This is a genomic window from uncultured Psychrobacillus sp. (assembly GCF_938022135.1).
Classification (GTDB): Bacteria; Bacillota; Bacilli; order Bacillales_A; family Planococcaceae; genus Psychrobacillus.
The window spans coordinates 46,254-71,484 of record NZ_CALIED010000076.1 but is presented as its reverse complement, the minus strand read 5'-3'; the positions used below and the strand labels follow the sequence as shown (position 1 = coordinate 71,484).

At 37.3% G+C, this 25,231-nt stretch carries 23 protein-coding genes and 1 riboswitch; of the genes, 21 read left to right on the top strand and 2 right to left on the bottom strand.

What is annotated here, in order from left to right; all coding sequences use genetic code 11:
- Positions 1 to 95 precede the first annotated feature (95 nt).
- Positions 96 to 187, top strand: a riboswitch (glycine riboswitch).
- A 151-nt stretch (positions 188 to 338) separates the two neighbouring features.
- The 6 genes from gcvT (at position 339) to Q0371_RS15715 (ending at position 8,390) form a co-directional block, all read left to right on the top strand.
- Positions 339 to 1,484, top strand: a complete 1,146-nt coding sequence (gene gcvT / locus Q0371_RS15740; protein ID WP_298472718.1) for a glycine cleavage system aminomethyltransferase GcvT — start codon at positions 339 to 341, stop codon at positions 1,482 to 1,484.
- 24 nt (positions 1,485 to 1,508) lie between these two features.
- On the top strand, positions 1,509 to 2,858 hold the full coding sequence (gcvPA, locus tag Q0371_RS15735; protein ID WP_298472916.1) for an aminomethyl-transferring glycine dehydrogenase subunit GcvPA: 1,350 nt from the start codon (positions 1,509 to 1,511) through the stop codon (positions 2,856 to 2,858).
- Positions 2,851 to 4,311: an aminomethyl-transferring glycine dehydrogenase subunit GcvPB gene (gcvPB, locus tag Q0371_RS15730; protein WP_298472716.1), complete on the top strand. Its 1,461-nt coding sequence runs from the start codon at positions 2,851 to 2,853 to the stop codon at positions 4,309 to 4,311. Before gcvPA ends, gcvPB begins: the two co-directional genes overlap by 8 nt.
- A 441-nt stretch (positions 4,312 to 4,752) precedes the next feature.
- Entirely contained in the window at positions 4,753 to 5,412 is a 660-nt protein-coding gene (locus Q0371_RS15725) for a suppressor of fused domain protein (protein WP_298472713.1), read from the top strand.
- Positions 5,413 to 5,691: 279 nt separating this feature from the next.
- Positions 5,692 to 7,647, top strand: coding sequence for an ABC transporter permease subunit (locus tag Q0371_RS15720; protein ID WP_298472711.1), 1,956 nt, complete (start codon positions 5,692 to 5,694; stop codon positions 7,645 to 7,647).
- On the top strand, positions 7,602 to 8,390 hold the full coding sequence (locus tag Q0371_RS15715) for an alpha/beta hydrolase (RefSeq protein ID WP_298472708.1): 789 nt from the start codon (positions 7,602 to 7,604) through the stop codon (positions 8,388 to 8,390). Before Q0371_RS15720 ends, Q0371_RS15715 begins: the two co-directional genes overlap by 46 nt.
- Before the next feature lie 242 nt (positions 8,391 to 8,632).
- Here Q0371_RS15715 and Q0371_RS15710 read toward each other — a convergent pair whose 3' ends face one another.
- Both Q0371_RS15710 and Q0371_RS15705 read right to left on the bottom strand, forming a co-directional pair.
- Complete coding sequence (locus Q0371_RS15710) at positions 8,633 to 9,895, bottom strand: ATP-binding protein (protein WP_298472704.1); 1,263 nt, start codon at positions 9,893 to 9,895, stop codon at positions 8,633 to 8,635.
- Between the two features lie 73 nt (positions 9,896 to 9,968).
- Positions 9,969 to 10,352, bottom strand: a complete 384-nt coding sequence (locus Q0371_RS15705) for a rhodanese-like domain-containing protein (protein WP_169358126.1) — start codon at positions 10,350 to 10,352, stop codon at positions 9,969 to 9,971.
- Positions 10,353 to 10,455: 103 nt separating this feature from the next.
- On the opposite strand from Q0371_RS15705, the gene Q0371_RS15700 reads away from it, so the two are divergent.
- From Q0371_RS15700 to xseA, 15 genes are all read left to right on the top strand, one after another.
- Positions 10,456 to 11,292 carry a biotin/lipoate A/B protein ligase family protein gene (locus Q0371_RS15700; RefSeq protein ID WP_251556889.1) on the top strand — a complete coding sequence of 279 codons (837 nt, stop codon included), beginning with the start codon at positions 10,456 to 10,458 and terminating at the stop codon, positions 11,290 to 11,292.
- A 158-nt stretch (positions 11,293 to 11,450) separates the two neighbouring features.
- The gene (locus Q0371_RS15695) at positions 11,451 to 14,018 is read left to right on the top strand and encodes a vitamin B12-dependent ribonucleotide reductase (protein ID WP_298472699.1); all 2,568 of its coding nucleotides are present in this window, start codon (positions 11,451 to 11,453) and stop codon (positions 14,016 to 14,018) included.
- Between the two features lie 387 nt (positions 14,019 to 14,405).
- On the top strand, positions 14,406 to 14,828 hold the full coding sequence (locus tag Q0371_RS15690) for a DNA helicase (protein WP_169358129.1): 423 nt from the start codon (positions 14,406 to 14,408) through the stop codon (positions 14,826 to 14,828).
- Positions 14,829 to 14,898: 70 nt separating this feature from the next.
- A complete protein-coding gene (locus Q0371_RS15685; protein ID WP_277347060.1) occupies positions 14,899 to 15,963 on the top strand; it encodes an aminopeptidase P family protein in 1,065 nt (354 codons plus the stop codon).
- Positions 15,964 to 15,978: 15 nt separating this feature from the next.
- Entirely contained in the window at positions 15,979 to 16,536 is a 558-nt protein-coding gene (efp, locus tag Q0371_RS15680; protein WP_169358130.1) for an elongation factor P, read from the top strand.
- Positions 16,537 to 16,815: 279 nt separating this feature from the next.
- Entirely contained in the window at positions 16,816 to 17,025 is a 210-nt protein-coding gene (locus Q0371_RS15675; protein WP_144536004.1) for a SpoIIIAC/SpoIIIAD family protein, read from the top strand.
- 401 nt (positions 17,026 to 17,426) lie between these two features.
- Positions 17,427 to 18,338: a stage III sporulation protein AE gene (locus tag Q0371_RS15670; protein ID WP_169358131.1), complete on the top strand. Its 912-nt coding sequence runs from the start codon at positions 17,427 to 17,429 to the stop codon at positions 18,336 to 18,338.
- A gap of 200 nt (positions 18,339 to 18,538) precedes the next feature.
- Entirely contained in the window at positions 18,539 to 18,973 is a 435-nt protein-coding gene (locus Q0371_RS15665; RefSeq protein WP_169358132.1) for a hypothetical protein, read from the top strand.
- 1 nt (position 18,974) lies between these two features.
- Positions 18,975 to 19,508: a SpoIIIAH-like family protein gene (locus Q0371_RS15660; protein WP_169358133.1), complete on the top strand. Its 534-nt coding sequence runs from the start codon at positions 18,975 to 18,977 to the stop codon at positions 19,506 to 19,508.
- Between the two features lie 637 nt (positions 19,509 to 20,145).
- The gene (gene accB, locus Q0371_RS15655; RefSeq protein WP_298472688.1) at positions 20,146 to 20,655 is read left to right on the top strand and encodes an acetyl-CoA carboxylase biotin carboxyl carrier protein; all 510 of its coding nucleotides are present in this window, start codon (positions 20,146 to 20,148) and stop codon (positions 20,653 to 20,655) included.
- 31 nt (positions 20,656 to 20,686) lie between these two features.
- Positions 20,687 to 22,039, top strand: a complete 1,353-nt coding sequence (accC, locus tag Q0371_RS15650; RefSeq protein ID WP_169358315.1) for an acetyl-CoA carboxylase biotin carboxylase subunit — start codon at positions 20,687 to 20,689, stop codon at positions 22,037 to 22,039.
- A gap of 14 nt (positions 22,040 to 22,053) precedes the next feature.
- Positions 22,054 to 22,449 carry an Asp23/Gls24 family envelope stress response protein gene (locus Q0371_RS15645; RefSeq protein ID WP_169358135.1) on the top strand — a complete coding sequence of 132 codons (396 nt, stop codon included), beginning with the start codon at positions 22,054 to 22,056 and terminating at the stop codon, positions 22,447 to 22,449.
- 111 nt (positions 22,450 to 22,560) lie between these two features.
- Positions 22,561 to 22,938: a transcription antitermination factor NusB gene (gene nusB, locus Q0371_RS15640; protein WP_169358136.1), complete on the top strand. Its 378-nt coding sequence runs from the start codon at positions 22,561 to 22,563 to the stop codon at positions 22,936 to 22,938.
- A gap of 25 nt (positions 22,939 to 22,963) precedes the next feature.
- Positions 22,964 to 23,818 (top strand): bifunctional methylenetetrahydrofolate dehydrogenase/methenyltetrahydrofolate cyclohydrolase FolD, encoded by an 855-nt coding sequence (folD, locus tag Q0371_RS15635; protein WP_298472683.1) that lies wholly within the window; start codon positions 22,964 to 22,966, stop codon positions 23,816 to 23,818.
- Positions 23,819 to 23,880: 62 nt separating this feature from the next.
- Positions 23,881 to 25,230, top strand: a complete 1,350-nt coding sequence (xseA, locus tag Q0371_RS15630; protein ID WP_298472680.1) for an exodeoxyribonuclease VII large subunit — start codon at positions 23,881 to 23,883, stop codon at positions 25,228 to 25,230.
- The last annotated feature ends 1 nt before the right edge of the window (position 25,231 follow it).

Sequence of the window (25,231 nt, the reverse complement as noted above, 5' to 3'; positions counted from 1 at the left end):
GTTCGTCTTTAGATAGTTTTTGTAAAAATGATTGCGCTCTCTTATGTTCAATGTTAGGATATAGACAAAGCTAGTGATATTTCTATATTTAGCGGATGATTATACGGGGAGAGAACGCATCACTGCGTCGCCGAAGGAGCAAGTAATTATTTATGAATCTCTCAGGCAAATGGACTCGTATAGGACGCAACTCTGGAGAGTGCTTTCAAAGTTAAGTGGAAAGCCACCAAAGGGGAAAGCCATCTTATGGTAAACTTTCAGGTGCCAGGACAGAGAACCCTTGTTAAGTTAAAGGGGGTTTTCTGTCCTTTTTGTGATTTTTAAACCATGTACCTTTAATGCCCTATGCTTTTTCTACCTATTTAAAGGAGGAATTTAAATTGTCAGAACAGTTAAAACGAACGCCGTTGTATGATGTCTACTCATCGTATGGAGGAAAAACAATCGATTTTGGTGGCTGGGAATTACCTGTTCAGTTTTCAAGTATTAAGGAAGAGCACGAAGCTGTTCGTACGAAGGCTGGATTGTTTGATGTTTCCCATATGGGAGAAATTTTCGTAAGTGGGCCACAAAGTGAAAACTACATACAAGGTTTAGTTACCAATGACATTTCTAAATTAGTTAATGGTCAAGCACAGTATAATGTCATGTGTTATAAAGACGGCGGAATTGTTGACGACCTATTGGTTTATAAGCTAGAGGATCAGCATTATTTATTGGTTGTGAATGCTGGTAATATAGAAAAAGATTTTGAGTGGATGAAAGAAAATCTTATTGATGATGTTAAGTTAAATAATAGCTCCAATGACTATGGACTATTAGCTTTGCAAGGTCCAAAAGCACAAGAAATCCTTCAAAAGTTAACGACACAGGATTTAGCAGAAATTAAATTTTTCCGCTTTAAAGACAAAGTAGAAGTCGCTGGCAAAGAAGTAATCGTATCAAGAACTGGTTATACGGGAGAAGATGGTTTTGAAATCTATGCACCTAGTAATGATCTAACAGATTTATGGAGCAGCATACTAGAGGCAGGTAAAGATGAAGGATTACTTCCATGTGGGCTTGGAGCTCGAGACACATTACGCTTTGAAGCTTGCCTACCATTATATGGCCAAGAATTATCTAAAGATATTACTCCATTAGAAGCAGGGCTTGGATTCGTAGTGAAACTGAATAAAGAGCAAGATTTTAATGGGAAGTCAGTATTGGTAGAACAAAAAGAAAATGGTGTTCCGAGAAAGAGTATTGGAATCGAAATGATTGATAAAGGAATTCCACGTACTGGTTATCCAGTATACAAAGATGGAGTTCAAATTGGTTTTGTTACTACCGGTACGCAATCACCTACATCTAAAAAGAATATCGGTCTAGCTTTAATTGACGCAACATTTGCTGAAATCGGACAGGAACTTGAAATTGAAATACGTAACAAACGATTAAAAGCAGTAACTGTAGCTACTCCGTTTTATAAAAGAGAAAAATAAGACAAAGAAAGAGGTTGTCCATTGATGAAGCAGCATCGTTATTTACCAATGACTGAACAAGATCAAAAAGAAATGTTAGACGTAATCGGCATTTCTTCTATTGATGAATTGTTTGCAGATATCCCAGAAAAGGTTCGTTTTAAAGGGGAATATAATATTAAACCTGCTAAAGCAGAATCTGCTCTTCTTAAGGAATTAAGCCAGCTAGCTGCTAAAAATGCAGATAGTAGACAATATGCGTCTTTCTTAGGTGCTGGAGTATATGATCATTTCAAGCCTATCGTTGTGGATCATGTTATTTCACGTTCTGAATTTTATACAGCTTATACACCATATCAACCCGAGATTTCTCAAGGGGAGCTTCAAGCTATTTTTGAATTCCAAACGATGATTTGCGAATTGACTGGAATGGATCTTGCAAACTCCTCTATGTATGACGGAGGTACTGCGCTTGCAGAAGCAGGTAACCTTGCAGCAGGACACACAAAGCGTAAGAAGTTAGTAGTTTCTGAGGCAATCCATCCGGAGTATATTGATGTAGTGAAGGTTTATGCAAAGGGTCAAAATGTAGATGTAGTTACTGTACCGATGAAAGATGGGGTTACAGACGTAATTAAGCTAGAAGAAGCAGTCGATGAGGATACAGCAGCAGTTATGGTTCAATATCCTAACTTCTTCGGTCAAATTGAAGACCTAGCAAAAATTGAGCAAGTAACACATGAGAAAAAAGCGTTGTTTGTTGTTTCAGCTAACCCTCTTGCATTGGGTGCTTTAACACCACCTGGTAAGTTTGGTGCCGATATTACAGTAGGGGATGCACAGCCTTTTGGTATTGCGGAAGCATTTGGTGGACCACATTGTGGTTACTTCGCGGTAACTTCTAAGCTGATGCGTAAGGTACCTGGTCGTCTTGTTGGAGAAACAACAGATGAGGAAGGTCGCCGTGGTTTTGTGTTAACACTACAAGCACGCGAACAGCACATTCGTCGTGACAAAGCTACTTCTAATATCTGTTCTAACCAAGCTTTAAATGCACTTGCTGCATCTGTAGCGATGACAGCTCTTGGTAAAAAAGGTGTAAAAGAAATGGCTGTTCAAAATATAACTAAGACTCACTATGCAAAGCTGGCATTTGAAAAAGCTGGATTTGAAGTACCTTTCCAAGGAGCTCATTTTAATGAAATCGTCGTGAAGGTGAATGGTTCAGTAGCTGATGCAAATAGTAAACTTTTAGAAAAAGGTATAATCGGTGGATTTGATTTGGGTCGTATCAACTTGGATCTGAAAAACCACGTATTGATTGCAGTAACGGAACAACGTACAAAAGAAGAAATAGATGCACTCGTGCAAGAAATGGGGGCTCTTTATGCATAAGGACAATCAACCACTAATTTTTGAAATAACAAAAGAAGGTCGAGTAGGATATAGCCTACCTGAGCTAGATGTTCCAGAAGTAGATTTGTCATCCATCTTGCCTGCAGGGATGTTACGTGAAGAAGAGGCAGAGCTACCAGAAGTATCTGAGCTAGACATCATGCGTCACTATACAGCTTTATCTAACCGAAACCATGGTGTGGATACAGGATTCTATCCACTAGGTTCTTGTACGATGAAATACAACCCGAAAATCAATGAATCTGTTGCAAGATTCCCTGGATTTGCAAATATTCACCCACTTCAAGAAGAGTCAACTGTTCAAGGTGCAATGGAACTGTTATATGAATTACAAACATCTCTAGTTGAAATAACTGGTATGGATGAGGTTACTCTTCAACCTGCAGCTGGTGCCCACGGTGAGTGGACAGCGCTGATGATGATTCGTGCTTTCCATGAATCGAATGGGGACACACAGCGTACGAAGGTAATCGTACCTGACTCTGCGCATGGAACAAATCCAGCATCTGCAACGGTAGCAGGGTTCGAAACGATTACTGTTAAGTCTAATGAGGACGGCTTAGTAGATTTAGAGGATCTACGTCGTGTAGCTGGTCCTGATACAGCTGCCTTGATGCTTACAAACCCTAACACATTAGGTTTATTTGAGGAGCATATTTTAGAGCTAGCAGAGATTATTCACGGGGTAGGCGGCAAGCTTTACTATGATGGTGCCAACTTAAATGCGGTAATGTCGAAAGCACGTCCAGGAGACATGGGCTTTGACTGTGTACATTTAAATCTGCACAAGACATTCACAGGACCACATGGTGGGGGAGGCCCGGGTTCTGGACCGGTTGGAGTGAAGGCTGATCTTATTCCATTCCTGCCAAGCCCAGTATTAGTTAAAGAAGATACCAAGTATACATTCGACTATAATCGTCCACAAACTATTGGCCGAGTAAAACCGTTCTACGGTAACTTTGGTATCAATGTTCGTGCGTACACATATATTCGTTCTATGGGACCAGATGGTTTAAAGGCAGTGACAGAATACGCGGTGTTAAATGCTAACTATATGATGAGACGCTTGGAAGCTTATTACGACCTTCCATACAATCGTCATTGTAAGCATGAATTCGTATTAAGTGGACGTCGTCAGAAGAAATTAGGCGTTCGTACATTAGATATGGCTAAGCGTCTGTTAGACTTTGGTTATCATCCGCCAACAATCTACTTCCCATTGAATGTAGAAGAAGGCATGATGATTGAGCCAACTGAAACAGAATCGAAAGAAACGTTAGATGCATTCTGTGATGCAATGATTCAAATTGCTAAAGAGGTTGAAGAAAACCCAGAAATCGTTCAAAATGCACCACATACAACCGTGATCAATCGTTTAGACGAAACAAAAGCTGCACGTAAGCCAGTACTACGATACACTAAAGCATAATGAAAAGTGCGATCCTTAAGGGTCGCACTTTTTTTATGTTTAAATCAGAAGAATTAGTTCCATTAATAACCAACGGAAACAAAGAACGAAAACGGGTATTAGCGATGTTAAACATTCTCCTCGGCAAATGTAATTTATCACCGTTCGGTGGGGCTTTATCACCGTTCACGAAGATTTTATCACCGGTAGAGTGTTTTGAGGTAGCTCTACATATGCATTAGAAAAATTGATATCAAAAATGAGCTTGGAGATTCATTTTCCAACTCATTTTATTTATATTTTTAATCAATCTTCCGCTTTAAAGTAGCTTTTATTTAAGAAACACTATATTCAGTTAAATAAAAATCATAACACCATTTTTGGATTTCTTCTAAATTTGAAACTAATTAGCTATTTTTTCGTAGCAATAATAAAAGTTAAAGTCGAAAGGAAGATATAATCATGAACCTAGAAGAGTATAAAAAGCGAGCGGCAACGCAAGAGGATTGGTCACCAGGATGGGATGCAATCGATAGAGTTTTTGAGGAGCTTTATCCGAACCAAGAACCTGCTCATTTTGGGACAGACCTACATGCTCGGGCTTGGTTAGGTGGGGACCAATATATTGATGGATATAGTATTTATCAGTCACCTAATGGGTACAAGCATATGGTGACTTATGGGATGACCGACTTGTATGTGAATGATCAATCGTTCGGGGGTAAATGGAGTGGCTGGGGATATGAAATGACGATTAAATTGGCAGAGGAAAATGTAGAGGATTGTTTATGGGCAGTATCCATGCTTTCTAATCTTGCCAGTTATACATATACGCAGAAAAAACCTTTTGAGCCATTTCAGTATGTTGCTGGTAATGGGGGTTCCATCCATATTGGAGTAGACTCTGCGATTACAGCGTTGCTTGTTATAGATGATCCAGAGCTTACAGGGATAGATAGTGTTCATGGTAGAGTTGACTTTCTTCAAGTGGTTGGAATCACCCAAAGGGAATTAGAATTATTAATAGAGGATCCAAGTAACGTCGTGCTTCTTTCGGAGAGAATGAAAAAAGATAACCCTTACTTCATTACTGATATGAAAAGAACTAAGTCGTATATTTGATAAACCGAGTCAACTATAAAAGTAGCAATTTACCATTAAATTTCTTTAGAGGTAAGAGAGGATTCCAGTGGGATGAGAATGTTAAGTGCTACAGCCTTACGAGCGACAGCGACTGGTGGTATTTTATCAGTTAACCACGGGAATTGCATCCTCCAAAATCAAAGAGGAAAAAGATAATTTATGATCAAAAACAAATATTTAACATTTTTGAAACTTTTACCTAAATAGGTTCGTATACCCTTATAGAGCGATAGGAGAGGTCTACCTAGGGGGAACAATATGTACAGATGGATTAATTTGTTAGGTAAATTTCTTTTGGGTATTATTGGGATTGTTTTAATTAGCTGCGTTCCCATCGTCTTGTTTCAAGTAGGTAGCCTCTTTGACTTTTCTTTCTATTTACGAACAATTTTTGAGGTATGTAAAAGTTTGTTTTTACCGTCTGAATGGCATCTTAGCTATCTAGTAATGCAAACAATGGAGATTATTCCGATTAGCATATCGGAATATCTGAAGGGTCCTTATTTGTATTCGATGACTATATTGATAGTCTCTTTGTTGTTTTCCTTGTTTATTTCATTTATATTGGCTATTTTTACGACTATTTCAAATGGTCTGGTCCAAAAGCTTTTACTACAATTTGCAAATATACTAACTGCGATTCCTGATTTTGCATACATATTTCTTATCCAACTAGCCGTAGTACAACTGTATACGATGACAGGTTTACGAATTCTTTCTTTTTATAGCTTAGGGGGAGAGAGGGTTTATGCGGCTCCTGTCATTTGCCTATCGGTGATACCAGCCATTTTGTTTTATAAATTATTGGTGCTTTTATTTAAACAAGAGCTGGACCAGCCATATGTAGAGCTTGCTAGATCCAAGGGGCTTTCTAATGTCGGGGTGCTGATTAAGCACTGTACCCGTAATGTTCTGCAGAGTGTCTTCTTTCAATCAAAATCAATCGTCTGGCTCACATTGTCCTCCTTGTTCATAGTAGAGTATCTTTTTGGGATAGAAGGGATTCTACACTATTTAACGAATGATTTTAGTCCAAAGGGTATTACTTTCATCTTACTATCGATATTCATACCATTTTTTCTATTCTATTCGGTTGTTGAGAATCTGGTTAAACGGGGTCGACAGGAAAAAAGCGTTATGTTTGAAGGGTTGCGAGTTCCGCTCTTAGATCGATTGCAGTGGAAAGCAATTTTTCGATACAAAACTAAGGCACATACACGGAGCTTCAATATATTCTCCAGACAACGTCTGAATATCACAATTCCTGCATTAATAATTGTTGGACTATTCAGTGTGTCCGTCGCCTATTATTTTATCTTTCATGACGATGTAGAGCAGGTAAATTTTTTATATGACGAGAACGGTAGCCTTATCGGAAGGCCACCACTGCCACCATCTAGTAGTATTATTTTTGGTACAGATCCATATGGATATTCTATTCTTCAGCAACTGCTTGTTGGAACAAAATATACAATTGGTATGACTGTGTTAATCGCTACGATCAGAGTAGGCGGAGGATATTTACTAGGAATTCTATATGCATTCTTTTTGAACGAAAGATGGAGAAAGGTAATAAATAGTATCGCCGATGGTATGCACTTTTTACCATTAACATTATTAATGTTTATTTTACTTTTACCAATTTTAACTATTTCAACAAGTGGATTAGAAACAAGCTTAGGAGAAAGGCTTTTCATCCAAGCTTTGATCATGTCCGTGTTAGTCCTTCCCATAACTACTAGTCTTATAGGGAATGAAATGAATGAGGCAATAAAAAAAGAATATGTGCAAAGTTCTGCTGTAATGGGCGGGTCATTAATATGGGTTATTCTGAAGCATATCAACCCACAAATAGGAAGAAAACTTTGGTTATATTGGTCTCAGCATGTAGTACAAGTACTTCAAACACTAGTACATTTAGGGGTTTTATCTATTTTTGTCGGGGGAGCGATAAGCTTTCCAGATAGTGCGAGACTTTCTCCAGTCATTTACGAATTATCTGGAATGATATCTATTGCAAAGGAAGTATTTTTAACGAGACAACTATGGCTGATTCTACCACCATTAGCTATATTTATGCTGCTTATCTTTTGCTTTCAGAAGATAGCAGAGGGCTTCACAGAAAAAGAAATGCAGTTAGGTATACAAAAGAAACGGCGGGAGTTTAAATGGCTTTATATTACAAGGAAGATGGGGAACAAAACGAACAAATAATACTCTTTCTACATGGCGGGGGAGTCGGAGGCTGGATGTGGGACGAACAGGTTCAGTACTTTAAAGGAAAATATCATTGTATAGTACCTGATCTCCCAGGGCATGGTCGTAGTAGGGAGACTGATTTTGTCTCTATTAAAGATTGCGCATTTCAACTCATACACTTACTTGAGGGAAAAAAAGAAGATAAAAAGATAATAGTCGTGGGATTTTCACTTGGTGCTCAAATTGCTATTCAGATGCTTAGTCAGTCTCCCGATTTAATCGATTATGCAATGATTAACAGTGCTCTCGTAAGAAAAGTACCATTTGGAAAGGAAATGGTTAAACCTACTATAAGGTTAACATATCCTTTGATAAAATATAGATTCTTTTCCAAGCTACAAGCTAAACAATTGTATATTGGCCCAAACCTTTTTGAAAAGTACTTTAAAGATAGCAATCGAATGTCTTTAGATACATTAACAATGGTTCTAGAAGAGAATATGTCTTTTCAAGTACCAGATTCCTATGCTGACGTAAAAGCAAGCCTTTTAATAACAGTAGGCGAGAAAGAAAGAAAAGTGATGAAAAGTTCAGCAATTGACCTTTTAAGTAAGCGAGACAGAGCTCAGGCAATTACGATCACTGGTATTGGTCATGGTATTCCAATAGCTGCTCCAGAGTTTTTTAATGATATATTAGAAAACTGGTTAGAAGGTGCAGGACTACTTCTGAACACTAAAGTAATTCCGAAATGTTGAACTAATAATGGAGCTTCTTTAACCAGAAATTACGTAGTCTAGTAAGAAGAATGGCTGTTAGCATGCTTCATTGCATCCCAACTACTATTCAGAATTCTTATGAACGCAAAATTCTTCTAATATATAGAAGAAACTCAATATTTATTGAAGTTAAAATTTAATTGTCGTATGCTTTTTACCTTAAATGTTATCTAAAAAAAAATAAAACACTCCCTTTTTAGTGTTGGGAGTGTTTTACTTTTTTAAAAACCAATAGAATGATTGTCTTCTTCCCAGTCATTTTTTATGGTTCGTTTATTTTGTTTGATCAGCTCGTCGATCCGTGTTTCGTATTCCAGCTTGCCATCATAATGCCAGTTAAGTGCAATGGACATGTACAGCTCGTTTAGTTGAGAAACGGATAAGCCTTTTGATCGTTTAGCTATATCTACTAAGACGTGGTCAAGGAGAATCTTCTTTATATCAAGCTTACGTAAATAATTTTCTCTCACTTGTTGGGGTGGTGAAGGAATTTCATATGCACGATCGAATCTTCCGGCACGGTTAATTAATGCTGGATCAATCTTCTGTGGGTAGTTAGTTGTTCCAATGATAAATAGACCCTCTCTAGATTGTGTTCCGTCTAATGTGTTTAAAAAGACAGATCTTGTATACTCGGGCATCGAGTCAATGTCCTCAATCACCAGAATAGCTGGGGCTAATCTAGAAACAATTCCAAAAACCTCTTGGATGGAGTGACTTCCTGTGAACTCAGTGATTTGCCAATAGACTACAGGAGCTTTCGTAGAGCCGGTAATCGATTTTACTAGTGTCGTTTTCCCGTTTCCAGGGGAACCATATAGTAATATACCTCTTTTATAAGGAAGACCATATTCCTTAAAAAACAAACCGTCCTCTTTAAAAAATTCATCGATGGATCGAAAAATATCTTGTTTGATTTGATTCTCTAGTAGAACCTCTTCTCGAGGAACGACTGCTTGCTCACTATATTTTCTTCGCTGAACCCCTTGATCCGTGTCAACTAAATAGGTGACCGACTGCATTAGAAGCTCGCGAAGCTTTTCATTGATCTCCTCTAAAAAGAAAAGGGCGGCTTGAGGGGAGGTGGAAAAGAAAAAGTAATCCGGCCAAGAGTTACCTTGAGAATAGTTAAATGCCATAGTTACTGCCACCTGATAATCCGGAAACATTATGAGTGTATTCTCAAATGTACTAACCATTCCCAGTTGATTTTCCATAGAAAGTAGGGATTTGCTTGTTATTTTACTTAAAGGCTTAGCTTCGTAAATATTTGCTAAAATTTTATAAGGAATCAATTGATGTTCCATCATTTCAATTAAATTAGTATCTAACTGATTAAATTGATTGTCAATGTTGACTAATTGCCAGTTGCCTGCCTGTTCTTCATTTAAAACATTTGTGATTCGCCTTGTCAGAATAGCAAAATCCTCATAACTTGGATGAATCTCCCGAAATTGTTCTTCGTGGGAAAATATTACTTTCATAGTAGTTCATGCCCCCTTAGTGTAAGCTCTAAACAAAAAAGGTTCCTCTTGTTAAGAAGAACCTTATGTTATACTATTTAGATTTGATTTTGCCGGTCCAGCCCTTAAAGCCGCCTTGTAACTGGTTAAGTTGCGTATGTCCTTTTTTCTTTAAGAACATAGCTGCACGTCCACTTCTTGCACCATTTTGACAATACAGATATACTGGTTTGTCTGGGCGAATTTCTTTGTGGCGTTGTCTTAACTGGGAGGAAGGAATATTTCTTGCTCCAAGGATATGGCCACCATCAAATTCTTTAGGCTCGCGTACATCGATTAATTGAGCTTTACGATAGCCCTCGATGAATTGCTCCTGCGTAAGGTTTGTAACTGTTTTCTTTAGTCGGTATGCTGAAATTCCTGCATAAACTAATAATACGACCAATATTGCTATAATAATATAAAGAGTCTCTAACACGGTCTTTCCCCTTTCTATACTTCCATTATCTATTATAAAAGATTTGCTAGATACAATTCAATCATTTTGGTAAAATGAATAGCGTTGTTAGGGGGGAGAAAGTTTGAAAAAGACAAAATGGTATTTTATTGATTCAGGTCCTTGCGCCCCGTCCTATAATATGGCGCTTGACGAGGCCCTTTTAGATTGGCATAGTGAAGGGTTGATTCCACCAGTGATTCGATTTTATGAATGGAATCCAGCAACTCTATCGATTGGTTATTTTCAATCGGTAGAAAAAGAGATAGATATGGAAGCAGTTAGAAGACTCGGTTTAGGATTTGTCCGCAGACCGACGGGAGGACGAGGAGTTCTTCATGAGCATGAACTTACATATAGCGTGATTGTTTCGGAAAACTATCCAGATATGCCAGCAACAGTGACTGAAGCTTATCGAGTGATCAGTGAGGGACTATTAAAGGGATTTCAAAGTCTGGGATTAGAGGCATATTTTTCTATTCCTAATACTCCAGATAAACTGCAAGCCTTAAAAAGTCCGAAAACTGCTGTTTGCTTTGACACACCAAGCTGGTATGAGCTCGTAGTAGAAGGCAGGAAAGTAGCTGGAAGTGCTCAAACTAGACAAAAGGGTGTTATACTTCAGCATGGTGCAATTCTTTTAGACTTAGATGATGAAAAACTTGTGCAAACCTTTAAATTTTCTTCCGATGAAGTCCGGGAAAAAGTGAAAAATAGCATTAATCAAAAAGCTGTTGCTATAAACAAATTATTACAAAAATCGATACCAATAGACATATGTAAGGATGCTTTTAAAAAGGGATTTTCTGAAGCCTTAAACATTGAATTGGTACCATTTCATTTAAATAATGAACAAAATGAATACGTGAAAATGCTGGAAAGACGGCGTTATGATAATGACGCCTGGAATTTTAAAAAATAAAAGTATGAAAGACATATGGAGAATATGAGGTATAGGAATTAATACTTAAAAATTAATTTGAACAACTAAATTGCTTTACACCTCTATATGTAGTGCCGTATGATAAATGAAACTACTACATCTTGTGTCAATACGAGTTGTAGAAAGGAGGAAAAGAATTGGTAACTACTACAAATGAATCTCAAATAAAATTAAATGTAAAAGAATTAAATCACGATATCGAATTATTTCCTCAAGTACATCCAATAACAGAAGATATGAATCTAACACACAAAGGTGTGTCACGTTTGGTGATGATTGATCGATATTCATTCAAGGATACCGAAAAGAAAACACTAAAAGTAGGGGATTTTGTCGTTTTAACGGTGAAAGAAGACCCTAAATTTCCTGCACGAGGTCTTGGTTATATTGTTTCCATTAACCAGGAAGATAAAACGGCAGAAGTTTTGATCGAAGAAGATTATCGTAGTGCAATCGATGATAGTACTAAAGTTAAATCAGGAATTGTACGCCGTCCTTTAAGTGTTATTGAAAAACCTTTGGAGGTTTTCTATGAGCAAATTGCTAAGCGTAATGCGACTGGACTTGCTTCTGTTGAAGTGACAGAAGAAAAAAGAGCAGAATGGTTCGAAAAGTTCTATCAGCAATTAGTATCACTAAAATTTATCCCTGCTGGACGAGTTCTATATGGAGCAGGTACAGGTACAGATGTAACTTACTTTAATTGTTACGTTATGCCTTTTGTTGCTGACTCACGTGAAGGCATCAGTGATCATCGAAAACAAGTGATGGAGATCATGAGTCGTGGCGGTGGAGTTGGAACAAACGGATCTACATTACGTCCTCGTAATACTTTAGCTCGAGGAGTTAATGGTAAGTCTTCAGGGTCTGTTTCTTGGTTAGATGACATTGCTAAACTGACACACCTAGTGGAACAAGGCGGTTCAAGACGCGGTGCGCAAATGATTATGCTTGCAGATTGGCATCCAGACATCGCAGAGTTTATCATTTCTAAAATGCAAAACCCACGTATCCTTCGCTTCTTGATTGAGAACACAAATGATGAAACAATCAAACAACTTGCAAAGGACAAGCTTAAGTTTAAGCCGCTAACTGCACAAGAAGAAGCAATGTATCAAGGAATTGTAAACTATCAACACATCCCTGGCTTAGGTGGTTTTAGCGATGAAATCATACGCGACGCTCAAACGAAACTAAGAGATGGCGGAACTTTTTCTGTTCACAATCCGGAGTTTTTAACAGGAGCGAATATTTCTGTAACTTTAACTGAGGATTTCATGAAAGCTGTAGAAAAAGATGAAGACTTCGCTCTTCGCTTCCCTGCAACAGAAACTTATACAGAAGAAGAGATGGCTTTTTATAACGAAAATTGGCACAAAATTGGTGATGTTCGTGAGTGGGAGCGTATGGGCTACAAGGTTCGTACCTATCGCACAGTGAAAGCGAAAGAATTGTGGAACTTAATCAATATTTGTGCAACTTATTCTGCTGAGCCAGGCGTATTCTTTATCGATAATGCTAACGAAAAAACAAATGCAACTGCATATGGTCAAAAGGTTGTTGCAACAAATCCATGTGGAGAGCAGCCGCTTGCTCCGTATTCCGTTTGTAACCTTGCAGCAGTCAACCTAGCTCAGTTTGCTAACAAAGATACAAAAACAGTTGATTTTGAAGCATTAAAAGAAACTGTTCGTGTGGGAGTTCGTATGCAAGATAACGTAATCGATGCTACGCCTTATTTCTTAGAGGAAAATAAAGTTCAAGCACTTGGTGAAAGACGTGTAGGTCTAGGTGTCATGGGATTAGCTGACCTTTTAATCTATTGCCAAAAAGAATACGGCTCTGAGGAAGGAAATCTTCTTGTTGATGAAATCTTCAAGACGATTGCAATAGCTGCTTACGAAACATCTGCAGACCTAGCAAACGAAAGAGGTAGCTTCCCGTTCCTGACTGGAGAAACAGAAGAGGAAACGAACAGACTTCGTAAGGCATTTACGGAAACTGGATTTATGCAAACAATGCCACAGGAGATTCGTGAAGCAGTACTTGAAAAAGGTATTCGCAATTCTCACTTATTAACTGTTGCACCTACTGGATCCACGGGTACTATGGTTGGAGTTTCTACTGGTTTAGAACCTTATTATTCATTTACGTATTACCGTAGTGGTCGTTTAGGTAAATTCATCGAGGTAAAAGCGGATATTGTACAAGAATACTTAGATGCAAATCCAGATACTAAAGAAGATGAATTACCTAATTGGTTTGTTACTGCAATGGAATTGCCACCAGAAGCCCATGCAGACGTACAATGTATTATTCAACGTTGGATTGATAGCTCTATTTCGAAGACTGTAAATGCTCCTAGAGGATATACAGTAGAACAAGTAGAAGGTGTTTACGAACGTCTATATAATGGTGGAGCAAAAGGCGGAACAGTATATGTAGATGGAAGCCGTGACTCGCAAGTTCTTACGCTTAAGGCGGAAGAAAACACTGTAAACGATGATACGGTGAAGGAAGAAAAAGTGATGGAAAAACGTCCAATAGTATTGATTGATACGATTCAAGATATACGTTCTACTAACGTTACAATCGGTTCAGAGGTTGGTAATACCTGTCCTGTCTGCCGTAAAGGAACTGTAGAGGAAATGGGCGGATGCAACACTTGTACCAATTGTAATGCCCAGTTGAAATGTGGACTGTAAATTATAGAGAGCATTTGATATAGATTTGAATTAAGATTGTAAAATTTTAAATAAAATTACACCCCTTTGGATTATTTTATCCAAAGGGGTTTTAATATTTCCAAAAAACCTAAATAATTGGAAACCGGAAGATAGCATATAGAGGGCAGTTCATTGAGTATATTATCCACATCTTAGGCTTTCTTAACCAGCGACACTATATTTCTTATAACTAATCTCCGAGATGTTTTTTTGGACGAGAGCCTTCTACCCGTTTCCTTTTTTTCAATCGATGACGCGCTTTCATGACGTTTAATTTTATGTAACCTCTTTTGAAGAAATGTTCTAGCTATTTGTTTAGTAAAACAAGAAAAGGTACAAACTGTCTTTAAAAGGAGGAGAGCAGAAATGAAAAGCTTATCGGTATTGACCAGTTTGGCTGCGGCTATTGGAATTACTGCGTTACTTAAATTTTTACACTTATTCAGTTTTGTTAAATGGAATCCAGTAGGTTTTTCAAAATCCTTTGAGATGTTTGAAGATACGAATGTATACTTACGCTGGCTGGTTTTATTTTTAGTTATTTGGGTTATTAGTATAGTGATTTATTATATAAGTCTTTTAACTTCCAAAGTACCCGTTGCTATATCTAGCCTTATTTTTGGGATACTTCTCGCATTTGTTGTAGAGTGGTTAATTAGCGATGCTGGAACAATGCTTAAAACGATGAAGAAACTGTCCATACCATTTATTTGTATTGTAGTTATTGGAATGCGTTTTCTAATGGAGTCAGCTATTTTTCATTCAAAGGATCAGCCCATCGCAAAATGAAAATTTACCACCCCTCTTTACTATGATAAAATAGACTATAGTGTTTATTTTGAAAATGGGGAGAGGGAAATTGATGAAATTAGAAAAGCTGCGTTTAGCATTAGAAGAAAGAGGCGTTGACGCATTATTGATAACAAATGATTACAGCCGTCGATATATCACCGGATTCACTGGGACAGCGGGTGTAGCAATAGTTTCTAAAAATGATGCAGTTTTTATTACAGACTTCAGATATACAGAACAAGCTGCTAGTCAAATAAAGGATTTCCGTATAGTTCAACATGCTAAAACGTTGATCGAGGAAATTTCCCACCAAGTAAACGAAATGGGTATTAAATCACTTGGGTTTGAAAAAGATGACGTAACATACGGTGTATATGAATTATATAAGCAAGCTGTTTCAGCAGATTTAGTACCTCTATCAGGTGTAGTAGAAAAAATTCGCTTGATAAAGACGGACGAAGAGATTAGTATAATAAAGGCAGCTTGTCGTATTGCAGATGAGGCATATGAGCATATCGTGACTTACATAAAACCCGGCATGACAGAACTTCAAGTCTCGAACGAACTAGAATTCTTTATGCGTAAACGTGGCGCTACCTCCTCTTCTTTTGATACAATAGTAGCTTCAGGTACGCGTTCTGCATTGCCGCATGGTGTAGCAACAGATAAAGTAATTGAAGTTGGCGATTTTGTAACATTAGATTTCGGAGCACTTTACAACGGGTATATTTCTGATACTACTCGTACACTTGCAGTAGGAGAGCCGAGTGAAAAACTAAAAGAAATTTATCAAGTAGTTTTAGATGCTCAATTATTAGCTCTTGAAAAGGTTCAACCAGGAATGACAGGTAAAGAAGCGGATGCCATTGCACGAGACTATATTGCGTCAAAAGGATATGGTGAGGCATTTGGTCATTCACTTGGTCATGGTATTGGTCTTGAAGTACATGAAGGACCTGGTTTATCTTTCCGATCCGACATTGTTTTAGAGCCAGGAATGGTTATAACAATTGAACCGGGAATTTATCTGCCGAACATCGGTGGGGTGCGTATAGAGGACGATGCACTAGTTACGGAGAATGGATTAGAGAAGTTAACACATTCGACGAAAGAGCTACTTATATTATCGTAATTTGGAGGGAAATAAATGATTTCAGTAAATGATTTTAAAACAGGTTTAACAATTTTAGTAGATGGCGTTCTTTACCGTGTTCTTGATTTTCAACACGTAAAGCCTGGTAAAGGAGCAGCGTTTGTTCGTTCAAAACTTAGAAACTTACGTAACGGCTCTGTAAACGAAAAAACATTCCGTGCTGGTGAAAAAGTAGAAAAAGCACAAATTGATAACAAAAAAATGCAATATCTTTATGCGAGTGGAGATCAACATGTATTTATGGATACAGATTCATACGAGCAATTAGAGCTTAATGAAAACCAAATCGAATATGAGTTGAAATTCCTTCGTGAAAACATGGAATTACAAGTAATTCAATACCAAGGAGAAACACTTGGAGTAGAATTACCTAAATCGGTAGAGCTAGAAGTTATTGAAACGGAGCCAGGGATCAAAGGAGATACTTCTGGTGGTGGATCTAAAACTGCTAAATTAGAAACTGGTTTAGTTGTAACAGTACCTCTATTTATTAATGTTGGTGACAAACTAATTATTAATACAGACGAAGGTTCATACGTTTCAAGAGCTTAAGAGACTTTTTAAAAGACATCAAGAGGGGAAACCTCTTGATGTCTTTTTTTCATGGGCATACAAGGAAAAATCGAAAATGGCACAAGATAGCAGCAAAACTAAATAACTACAGTAATCATTAACCTGCACAAATGTGTTGAAACTCACTAAACACCTCTGTTTAATGATTTAGATCAGTCTAGTGAAAATAGCCGGTCAAGGACTTGTAAATTTCAAACAGTATGTTCATATTCTCCACCTGTCCAACATATAGTACGTAATAGGGAAGGGGGAGGCATTGTGGAACTTCACGATGTACTTCGAGTTGCGGGTATAGGCTTATTGATAGCAATTCTTCACTTATTTTTTGAATCGACTGGAAAAAAAGAGTTTGCATTCTTCTTGTTTTTTGTGGGTTATATTTACATGACTATTGAATTACTACGTTTGCTTAGGCTGTTCTTTTATGAAATTTCCTCATTTTTAGAATGGCTTGTTATGACGAGTTAACAAATGATTGTCTATATTACTATCATTGTTGCATTTTGCTTGTTGCAGTTAGTTAAAGAAACCTACCCCAAATTTCATTCCCTAATTTATACTATTTATATTTTCCTTTTTTTAACTTACCTCTCCACTTCGGTCATTATTCCTTTTATAAACCAGTATATTTCAAACGTACCGGTCGCCATTCTACCTATTGTGAAATTGCTATTATTTTCAGTAATCCTTTTATTTATCTCACAAATAATAGAAGAGCTGCTTGAAGACTATGAATACACTAGTTTAGCCTCACTAATAACAATTACGACCAAGGCAATATTACTTGTTGTATGGATTCAGCATATGGAACCATTTTATCAAAAATTTTTTTCATTTATGGGACTACTCTCTTGAAGGAATGAGCAGTAATGGAAGAATTAATTGCAACAATCTTGCAACCCGCGAAAGAAGTACTGCAAACGTTTGTTTATATTCTCCTGTTCGGTTTTGTATTTATGTGTTTAGAATGGCTTATTCCCAGTAGCAAGCGATTATTTAAGTTATTGTTTATTCTTATTATTTGTTTTTATTGCTTAGAGCCAGCTTTTCGCTCAGTAAAGATGATTCAAGTAGTAACAGGTGAACTCGTTAATGTGTTTATAGGAGTATATCCAGTATTAACTGCTGGAATAGCACTGTCGGGTGGCGCTTTTCTTATTACTTTATGGAATCCAGTTGTAATGCTCTTTGCCTCTTTTACTAGTATTGTGGCAGACAAGATTATGATTCCAGCCTTATTGTCAGCCTTTATATTCGATCTTATGACTAGAATTCAACCTTCTATATCTTTTTCTCGAATGTCTGACCTAATACGAATGACTTTAGTTGGGGCTACCTCGATTATTCTCGTATTATATAGTCTGTTTATAACCGTAAACGGTGTAGTAACCTGGTCAGTAAGTGGTGCTGTAAACGAAACTGTAAAGAGATTAATCTCCAATAATATTCCCTTTGTCGGTTCCTTGCTTACAGAGAGTATTAGTACGATGAAAAGCTACTCATCTACTGCTGCTGCTGTCACTGGGAATTCTGTTTTGATATCAATTCTAGTTCTTATTTCTATTCCAACTATTCAAACGATCCTGATTGCTTTTCTCTATCGATTTCTAAGTGCTATTCTTGAGCCTTTTGTAGATGGACAAATTAGTGGACTATTAGACGATATTGGAAAAACGCTATTTGTACTTTCTATCATTTCCGTATTAATAGCCTTTGCCTTTTTCTTTACAGTGATATTAATCATGCTTTTCGCCAAATTATTGATAGGTGTGAAGGGATAATGTTTAACTTCTCTACATTGCTATATGGGATTTTAATGATTGTCATAATCGGAGAGATTCTATCTATTCTAATTGAGCATTTGGACAAGGAGAAGACGGGCTTTCTTATAAAACTTTCTATAATCTCATGGATTATCTCCTTTTTCTTCATATAAATAGATTGTCCTGCATAAAGTATGTTATCCAATATGAAAAGAAGGGTGAACACTATCTCATTAAAAAAAAAACCCACTTTTCGTTTTGTAGTAATAAGTTTAGCGGTTTTGGTTATTAGTCTCTTATTTTCAGAGATTTTCGGACTGACGGATGATGTAAATAAAAACACTAGCCCACCAGAGGTTCACACAAAAGATGAGCTTTCCGCTATATTGGAAAAAATCCATGGGGTTGGAAAAGTATCTATTTACTTTCATTACGCAGAACGAGCTGAAAATAAAACGGAAAGTGATTTATCATTTTTCCAATGGACAAGTGACAGCAAGATGGAAAAAGAAGAACTGATTGGAATACTGGTAGTTGCGGAAGGAGCGAGCGATAAACGTATAAAAAATAATCTTATTAAAACCCTTTCATCTGTATTGCAAATATCTCCACATCGAATAGTAATAGAAGAAATGGAATTGGAGGATAAATGATATGAACATTAAAAAAAGATCCGTATGGTTTTTAACTTTACTAAGCTTAGTGGCAGTAGTGACGGTGTATTATGCAACAGAAAAGCCATCCCCTTTTGATGGAATAGCCCTATTTTCTAATGACTCAGTTGATGATGTGAAATTGGTAGAAACATCCTCAACGAATGAAGAATCATTTGTTTCTCACAGTAATCAATATGAAGAATTACGTATGGAAGTGCAGGAAAAACGTTCACAGTTACATGAGCAATTAGAATCTAAGGTCGCTTCAAATGATTTCTCTCCAGAAGAAAAAAATGAAGCATACAACGAAATTGAACAATTAGTAAAGATAAACTCTACAGAAGCGATGTTGGAGCTAATTATAAAATCATTAGGATATGACGATGCACTTGTTCGTATTGACCAAAACAAAGTGCTAATCGATGTAGTTTCAAATGAACAATCTTCAAAAAAGGCTGATGCTATTATATACGCAGTTAAGCGAGAATACCCTCAAGCATACAATGTTGAAGTGAAATTTGACGGACTATAACAAAAGTGCCTTTAAAGGGCACTTTTTCTTTTGTTTTCAATTAGTTATAACGCGGAATTGTTGTATGTGAATAGTATTTTTTAATGCAAAGAAATCCTAAATCAGAGAGTAGAATTGATTTCCGCACCAGCCGGACGCTTTCCTCGGGGTGAGCGATAAGCCACCACCCATCGCTTACGCGCGTGGTTGTGATGTCTTATTTGTCTCACTCATCCCGTAGGAGTCGCCGTCTGGCGCTCCAATCAATAAATGGGAACAGCTTTAGGATCGATAAAGCGCTAATCAATTTACTCGCATAAATAAAGCTGAAAAACTGTAACCAACTTAAATTTCATCATCTATTTATGTTCTAAATAGCCACTTGAATATTCTTTTTTTATGTTTACAGTCACAATAAAAAGAATTGTTAGTCAAAATCAACCATTCACTTTAACAAAGCTTATTTTAAAATAAAATAGTAAAAGAATGGTACATTTTACTATCTTAAAGCTACTGTATAAAATACAATTAATGGATGATCTAAGCTTTTTATTCCCTAAAAGTTAAGAACATTTGCACGTTTCTATTTTCAATTACCTTAAAAACGACTAAAATGAATAAGGAAGTATTAAAATGCAACTAAAAGGAGATGGGATAATTGAAAATCCAAGAAATCAGAGAAATTATTAAACTGATCGATCAATCTACACTAGATGAATTTTCATACGAAACAGAGGGTACAAAAATTAAAATTAAAAGAGGGGATAAAAACTCTCATAAATCTACTGTTCAAACGATAGAAAGCTCTTCGGTTGGAGAACTTCCTAAAGTACAAGAAGTTCAGACACCAGCTGTACAGGAATCTCCAAAAGCAGCGGCTGTAGAAAGCTCTGTAACAAACCAAGCTCCAGTTGAAGAGGAAAATAGCTCTTTACATAAAATTACTTCTCCAATGGTTGGGACATTCTATCAATCTTCATCACCAGATTCTCCTGCATACGTTGAGGTCGGCAGCAAGGTTACTGCAGATTCAATTGTTTGTATAGTAGAAGCGATGAAACTATTCAATGAAATTGAAGCAGAAGTAACTGGAGAAATCGTTGAAATTCTAGTTAAAGACGGTCAATTAGTAGAATACGGTCAACCTCTATTCTTAGTTAAAGCTTAAAAATATGAATTAAATAAGGAAAGGGGTAAGCATCATGAAAAAAGTGTTAATTGCCAATCGTGGTGAAATAGCTGTTCGTATTATTAGAGCATGCAAGGAGCTAAATATTGAAACTGTTGCTGTATATTCTGAAGCGGATCGAGAGGCTTTACATGTGCAACTGGCAGATGAAGCTTATTGTATAGGGCCTAGGTTATCGAAAGATTCCTATTTAAACTTTTCAAATATTATCAGCGTTGCCAAGCTAACGGGCTGTGAAGGCATACATCCTGGCTATGGTTTTCTAGCGGAAAATGCTGAATTCGCTGAGCTATGTGAGGAATGTGATATTAAGTTTATCGGTCCTACATCACAGGCGATCAAAAGCATGGGTATAAAGGATGTAGCAAAGGAAACTATGCAAAAAGCTGGAGTTCCTACAGTTCCTGGTTCAAAGGGTATCGTTAAAACGGAAGAGGATGCACTTAAGGTAGCAAATGAAATAGGATATCCGGTTATCATCAAAGCAACTGCTGGCGGTGGTGGTAAAGGTATCCGCGTAGCAAAAGACGAAGCTGATTTAATCAAAGGGATAAAAGTTACCCAAAAAGAAGCTGCTGCAGCATTTGGTAATCCTGGCGTTTATCTCGAAAAATATATTGAAGTATTTCGTCATGTAGAAATTCAAGTATTAGCTGACTCTCATGGTAATGCAGTACATTTGGGTGAAAGAGATTGCTCCATCCAAAGACGTATGCAAAAGCTAGTGGAAGAAGCTCCATCACCAGCTTTATCAGAAGCTATGCGTGCCGAAATGGGCGCCGCGGCAGTAAAGGCAGCATTAGCTGTAGGTTATGAAAGTGCTGGAACAGTAGAGTTTATTTTTGATCATATTAACCAAAAGTTCTACTTTATGGAGATGAATACTCGTATTCAAGTGGAGCATCCAGTGACAGAAATGATTACTGGTATTGACTTAATTAAACAAATGTTGAAAGTCGCAGCCGGAGAAAAATTGCCATTTGAGCAAAAAGATATTAAACTTAATGGATGGGCAATAGAATGTCGTATTAATGCGGAAAACCCAGATAAAAACTTCATGCCTTCTCCGGGACTTGTTGAATTCTATTTACCACCAGGCGGACTAGGAGTTCGAGTAGATTCAGCAGTATATCCTGGTTATACAATTCCTCCATTTTATGATTCTATGGTTGCTAAACTTATTACTTTTGGTGAGACAAGAGAAGAGGCGATTGCTAAGATGAAGCGTGCACTTAGTGAATTCGCCATTGAAGGTGTCGATACCACTATTGGCTTCCATGAAAAACTCATGAATCATGAGGTATTTGTCTCTGGAGATTTCGATACTAAGTTTTTAGAGAGATACGACGTGATGAATTCATAAAAGGAGTGAACCATATGACAGAAACAACCGAACAAAAATTTGTTCAAATGACTCCTGATGGCAAAGAAAACCTAGGGACAATTGAAATTGCCCCAGAGGTTATAACGGTAATTGCTGGAATTGCTACAACTGAAGTAGAAGGTATTGCGGGTACACGTGGTAACTTTGCAGCAGGCGTAGTAGAGCGATTAGGAAAAAAAGTGCATGGTAAGGGCATTAAGACTGAAATCACAAATGACGGTCTGTATATTGATGTATATTGCCTTGTGAAATACGGTATATCCGTTCCTAATGTAGCAAGAGAAGTGCAGTCTCAAATTCGCCAGGCTATTGAAAATATGACTAGCTTAGTTCCAACCGAAGTAAACGTTCATATTACAGGCGTACAATTTGAAACGGTTGAATCATGAGAAAAGAGCTCCATTTGGGGCTCTTTTTCTTATTTTCTACTTTCTAATAAGCACTCTACAAAAAAATATGATATTATGGGTAAGATAGCTACATTTAAAGGAGAACTAATAATGAAACGTAGACAAGCAAGAGAGCTAGCATTACAAGCACTATTTCAGCTAGACAATCATGAGATAACAATACAAGAAGCGATAGGGCATGTTACAGAAGAAAATGACCCTTTTTTAACTGATTTAGTGAAAGGGACAATTGAGCATAAAGATGAAATTGATACCTCTTTGACAGACAAGCTAGAAAACTGGTCTCTTTCCAGATTACCTAAAATCGAAAGAACAGTTCTTCGAATCGCAGTTTATGAACTACTATATGCAAACGAAGCACCAGCAAAAGTAGTTATAAATGAAGCATTGGAAATATGTAAAATCTATGGCGATGAAAAATCTAGCCGATTTGTAAATGGAGTTTTATCTAAATATACAGATCAATAAATTTCGACATTAAGGGGCGTTTATAGTGGCAGATAATCTTATTAATGGGAAAGAAATAGCTGGAAAAGTAACTGAAAAAGTGAAAGAACGTGTGGAACATCTAAAATCAAAAGGTATTACACCAGGATTAGCGGTTGTATTAGTTGGAAGTGATCCAGCTTCTCAAACCTATGTGAATAGTAAAACACGAACGTGCGAAAGACTTGGTATGTATTCTGTTATGATAGAACTAGAAGAAAACATATCCGAAGAAGAACTATTAACTCACGTTAACAAGCTAAACGACGATGATCAGATACACGGTATTCTAGTTCAATTACCACTACCAAAGCAAATAAATGAGGATAGAGTAATTGCAGCTATATCTCCATTAAAAGATGTAGATGGTTTTCATCCAGTAAATGTCGGTAAGATGCTCATTGGGCAACCTACTTTCTTATCCTGTACGCCCTTTGGTGTAATGAAACTTTTAGAATATAGCGATATAGCATTAGAAGGGAAGCACGCTGTAGTTATTGGGAGAAGTAACATCGTTGGCAAACCAATGGGTCAGCTCCTTTTACAAAAGAACGCTACAGTAACCTACTGCCACTCGAAAACAAAAGACTTACATAACTTTACAAAACAAGCAGATATTTTAGTAGTAGCAACTGGTCAGCCGAAAATGATCAATGCTAGTCACTTAAAAGAAGGTGCGGTTGTAATAGATGTTGGGATTCACCGTAATGAAGACAATAAACTATGCGGCGACGTAGACTTTGCTTCTGCTAAAGAAATTGCTTCTAAAATCACCCCTGTTCCTGGTGGTGTAGGTCCAATGACTATTGCAATGTTAATGGAAAATACATGCCTTGCAGCAGAGAATACACTAGATAAATAAGCTGAAAGCTGTTCTACAAGAGAACAGCTTTTACCTTGTCAACAGTCTTGGGAGTTGATTGGATGTCTCAAACATATTTAACTGTAAAAGCCTTAACTAAATACATAAAAAGAAAATTTGATGCGGATACTCATTTGCGAGATGTTTACGTAAAAGGAGAACTTTCAAATGTAAAGGTTCACTCTAGTGGTCACATTTATTTCACTTTAAAAGACGAATCTGCTCGTCTGACCTCAGTTATGTTTGCTATGAACGCTCGTAGCCTTAAATTCAGACCTGAGAGTGGTATGAATGTGCTAGTTCGAGGGGACATTAATGTATTTGAGGCAGCAGGACAATATCAGTTGTATGCCTCTTCTATACAGCCAGATGGTATTGGCGAGCTTTTTTTAGCCTTCGAACAGCTAAAGAAAAAGCTAGAACAAGAAGGACTTTTTCATCCAAATAGGAAAAAACGACTGCCTGCATTTCCTAAAAAAATTGGAGTCGTCACATCGAAGACAGGTGCAGCGATTCGAGATATTTTGACTACGCTCGAAAGACGTTACCCAATTAGTGAGGTTATCGTTTTCCCTAGTATCGTCCAAGGCCCTCAAGCAGCCCCTTCTATCGTAAAATCCATTAAACAAGCTAATACCCTAGGAAGTATTGATGTATTAATCGTTGGTAGAGGTGGAGGATCCATAGAGGACTTATGGGCATTTAACGAGGAAATTGTTGCTCGGGCAATAGCAGAAAGCAGTGTTCCTATCATTAGTGCGGTGGGACATGAAACAGATACAACTATTGCTGACTTTGTATCTGATTTAAGGGCACCAACACCGACAGCAGCTGCAGAAATGGCTGTCCCAAGCAAAGAAAATCTTATGAAGAACATTCTATCTTACCAGTCTGCAAGTCTTCACTTTATTACTAAAAGACTGACGGATGAAAAAAACAGATACGAAAGAGCAATCACCTCACCAGTCATGGCAACTCCTGGAAAATTATATCGTCCCTTTATAGAGAGATATATTCGAACGGAACAGCAACTGCATCGAGAGGTTAATCGATTATTTGGTGACAAAGTGCGCAATTTTTCTCAGTTAGACAATCGGTTCAAACAGCTTTCACCGCAAAGATTGATTACATTACAATCTAAACAATTGGTAACTAGTACAAATCAACTGAACCAAGCAATGATTGCGGCTTTTGAAAAAAATCGTCAACAATTTACTGGGTCGTTAAGAACCTTGGAGGCTCTAAATCCTCTAAAAATCATGGACCGCGGCTATAGCATTACTTATAAGAATGGCCAAGTAATCAAGTCGATAGATGAAGTTCAAAAAGGTGATACAATCGCTGTCACTTTACCTGATGGTCAAATAGATGCCATAGTTCAACAAGCAGTGAGTAAAGAGGGGGTAAAATAAC

Excerpts from the sequence above, each read along its gene's own strand:
- nusB (WP_169358136.1), top strand. The coding sequence starts at position 22,561 with ATGAAACGTAGACAAGCAAGAGAGCTAGCATTACAAGCACTATTTCAG.
- Q0371_RS15670 (WP_169358131.1), top strand. The coding sequence starts at position 17,427 with ATGGAAGAATTAATTGCAACAATCTTGCAACCCGCGAAAGAAGTACTG.
- Q0371_RS15690 (WP_169358129.1), top strand. The coding sequence starts at position 14,406 with ATGAAAAGCTTATCGGTATTGACCAGTTTGGCTGCGGCTATTGGAATT.
- efp (WP_169358130.1), top strand. The coding sequence starts at position 15,979 with ATGATTTCAGTAAATGATTTTAAAACAGGTTTAACAATTTTAGTAGAT.
- gcvPB (WP_298472716.1), top strand. The coding sequence starts at position 2,851 with ATGCATAAGGACAATCAACCACTAATTTTTGAAATAACAAAAGAAGGT.
- Q0371_RS15710 (WP_298472704.1), bottom strand. The coding sequence starts at position 9,895 with ATGAAAGTAATATTTTCCCACGAAGAACAATTTCGGGAGATTCATCCA.
- xseA (WP_298472680.1), top strand. The coding sequence starts at position 23,881 with ATGTCTCAAACATATTTAACTGTAAAAGCCTTAACTAAATACATAAAA.
- gcvPA (WP_298472916.1), top strand. The coding sequence starts at position 1,509 with ATGAAGCAGCATCGTTATTTACCAATGACTGAACAAGATCAAAAAGAA.
- Q0371_RS15645 (WP_169358135.1), top strand. The coding sequence starts at position 22,054 with ATGACAGAAACAACCGAACAAAAATTTGTTCAAATGACTCCTGATGGC.
- Q0371_RS15715 (WP_298472708.1), top strand. The coding sequence starts at position 7,602 with ATGGCTTTATATTACAAGGAAGATGGGGAACAAAACGAACAAATAATA.
- gcvT (WP_298472718.1), top strand. The coding sequence starts at position 339 with ATGCCCTATGCTTTTTCTACCTATTTAAAGGAGGAATTTAAATTGTCA.
- Q0371_RS15725 (WP_298472713.1), top strand. The coding sequence starts at position 4,753 with ATGAACCTAGAAGAGTATAAAAAGCGAGCGGCAACGCAAGAGGATTGG.
- Q0371_RS15660 (WP_169358133.1), top strand. The coding sequence starts at position 18,975 with ATGAACATTAAAAAAAGATCCGTATGGTTTTTAACTTTACTAAGCTTA.
- Q0371_RS15720 (WP_298472711.1), top strand. The coding sequence starts at position 5,692 with ATGTACAGATGGATTAATTTGTTAGGTAAATTTCTTTTGGGTATTATT.